Genomic DNA, 2812 nt, shown 5'->3' with positions numbered 1-2812 from the left:
GGCGCTGCCGAGGTGGCGGAGAGCGGCCCGGGCAGTCAGGGAGGAGACTGTGCCCCCTACGCAGGGTCCGGGTCAGCACGGGCCGCAGCGCGTGGTGGCGGCGCGCGCTGCGAGACGGCAAGCGCACCCGAACGCGAGGGGCTCTGGGGAGAGACGCCGGAGGAGGCGGCGGCGGACTGGGGGTGCGGGGTCAGGGTCGGCGGGGAGAGCGCGGGACGGGCTCTAACAGGAGGTGTGGCGGGGCGGGGGGGGGGGGCATCGCGGGTCCAGGTCCGGCAAGAACAGATCAGGAACAAACAGCATGCGTTACGACGGTTCAACCATGGCGACGATGGCCACGCGCGCAGCGGTGAGATGGCGTGGAGGGCGGGGTAGAAGGCCAATGCCGACACCGCTTTACCGCTTCCACTGCACAGACGGGCACGAGCTCGTGGCCGACCTCCAGGGCAAGCGGCTGCCGACGTGGGCGCTGATGCGCGCGCACGCGGAGCGCGTCGCGCTGGACCTGATGGTCGGCGCAACGCCGCGCGATTGGTCGTCCTGGACGGTGGAGATCTACGAGGCGTCGGGTCGCCACGTGCTTTCGAAGCCGTTCGCCGACGTGCTCGTCAATCGGCAGGCACGGCAAGGTTGAACGATTTCTGGAGGGTTTGCAGCAGATATGCCTGCCCGGGTCAGTGAAAACGACCACCCTGATCGGCCTCAGATATGTTCCGAGCCAGAAGCCTGCCTGCCGTCATCAGGGCCTGCCGCAGCACCGGCAGCATTTCCCTGGCGTGGTCCTGCTCGATGAGCCCATGTGCCATCAGCAAATGGTCAGCGACGAGTTCCAACACAGGCCTTGAATTCGTAGCCGGATGCCCCGGAGGCGGGACGAAGCGCGCGAGCGTTCCGTAGGCGGTGAAGGGTTCAGAGCCACTTGAAGCGATTTCGGTCAGCGACCCCAAATACCCGAGGAAGGTGCGTCCTGGGGGGCCGAATGACGGTATCGCTCCGCCGACGACCCAGGCGTAACTCCCGTCGGCCCGACGGAGCCGGTGGCGAAACGTGTACTCCATCTGCTCAGCATGGACGCTGCTGAGGAAGCTGATCGCGATCTCCCGATCCTCCGGGTGAACAGAATTCAACCAGCCATGACCCGCACCTGAAGCTTCGTCTCTCCCTGTGAACGCGCACCATTCTGGGCTGACGTAGGTCACCTCCCCCTCAGCGTTCGTGACGAAAATCATACCGTTCCCCCAGCTTCAAGACGTTTGGGGCGCTAACGCGCGTTAATGACACTAGGGCAGGCGCCACATACTCAAAACCATACTAGTGCAAATGGACTAATGTGCCGGCTAAAAAATGTGATATGAGAGAGAACAATCTTCTTCGTCGGGGTATGTGTCTCGTAATGACAAGCTCCTGCGAAACGCATCGGGCGATGCTGGACAATCTAGCTCGAGCCCTCGGCATTCCCTCCGAGCGATTTTTTGCCTGCGAATCGTTCGTAGATGGAGCCCTTACCGCTGAAGAATGCTTGAGCCTTTGGTCAAAGATCAAGACAATAGAGGGTCGCAAGCAAGCTCTGCAGGCGCTGCGCGTAATCGCGGAAACCTCCTGGCTCGATGAGGCCTAGGCGCCGCATTGCGCCGGTGCGCCCGCGCCCCTCCCCGCCGGCCCACATCCGGCGAGAGCACTTGTTTAGCTTCACAAATGATAGAGGTTGCGCAGCACTCGCGGCCACTAAGTAATCTTTTATCATATGTTTAGCCGGCGATCGTGTAAATCAGGCCATTTCGAGGATATGGAGACGAATGTCCTCTGGAACGGTTTGCCGCGTGTCGGGCTTTATAGGAAAATCGCCCATCGTTTTTTCTGGGTGTGAACAGGAAACCATGCGCGTCGTGAAAGATTTCTGCCGTTCATGCGGCATCGAAATAGTAATTTATGTTGGCACAGAATGCATGATCACACAGGCCGCTCATAAGGACCGGCAAGAGCATTGTAACTGCAAATCGGACGAGAGGTGCCCGATGGTCACCTTATCAATGGTAGCCCATGGGTGCGAACCGATGCCGCTGAAAGGGGCACGCTTTAAGGCCTCGCATCAGGTTCAGCCTCGAGTCGATGGCAACAGCCCGAAGCCGGGCTACGCTGTGGGATCCGCGTCGACTACCGCAGGGCGCTGATGATCAACGCGCGCCGCGTCGAGGCGATCGGCGAAACCTGGATCCGGTACGGGAATCAGACCTTCCGGCGGGACCGCCCGGGGCGGCCTTTTGGGGCGCCGGTACGGGAGGCCGGTCGGTAGGGTGCAGGCACGAAAAAGCCCGCCGCGACAGCTGCCGGTCGGGCTCAAGTGATGTCGGGGCCAGAGGAACCCCTTGGAAAGCCGGGGCGTAACGCGAGCTAGTTAACGGAGAACGAAAGAGCCCCGCGCGGCGGATGCCGGCGGGGCTAAGTGCGACTCGGGTAGGAATGAGCGTGAAACGGAAGTGCCCCACGCCGTGGCCGTAAGCGATCCATGTGCCAGCAGTACTGGAGCGAAGGCCTTGGGCACGGAAAAATCCCCGGCGGCAGCTGCCGGGCGATCTGAGGATAATGCAGTGGGGGAGGGGGGGCTCAGAGCCTGGGAGGTAGAGCCCCTTCTTCGTCCCAATGGTCCGGCCACCACCGCGACGCATCATGTGGTGGCGCATCATCGGCCGGCGCATCATACGACGATGCATCATCCGGCGCTCCATGCGGACATTCGTCACCAGCTCGGCGGGTGCGGCCACAGCGGCGGACGGGCCCATCGGTGCAGCGGAGGCGGACGTGGAGAGCGACG

General features: G+C 62.6%; 2 protein-coding genes. One reads left to right on the top strand and one right to left on the bottom strand.

All coding sequences use genetic code 11. The features are described from left to right. Positions 1-322 precede the first annotated feature (322 nt). Complete coding sequence (locus MKK55_RS04545; protein ID WP_409566015.1) at positions 323-634, top strand: DUF6894 family protein; 312 nt, start codon at positions 323-325, stop codon at positions 632-634. Positions 635-674: 40 nt separating this feature from the next. Here MKK55_RS04545 and MKK55_RS04540 read toward each other — a convergent pair whose 3' ends face one another. After that, complete coding sequence (locus tag MKK55_RS04540) at positions 675-1229, bottom strand: PAS domain-containing protein (RefSeq protein WP_243933500.1); 555 nt, start codon at positions 1227-1229, stop codon at positions 675-677. Positions 1230-2812: the final 1583 nt, after the last annotated feature.

It is taken from the genome of Methylobacterium sp. J-059 (genome assembly GCF_022829485.1).
GTDB lineage: Bacteria > Pseudomonadota > Alphaproteobacteria > Rhizobiales > Beijerinckiaceae > Methylobacterium.
Note: the sequence above shows the minus strand (reverse complement) of the source record. Positions and strands in the feature narration are given on the sequence as shown.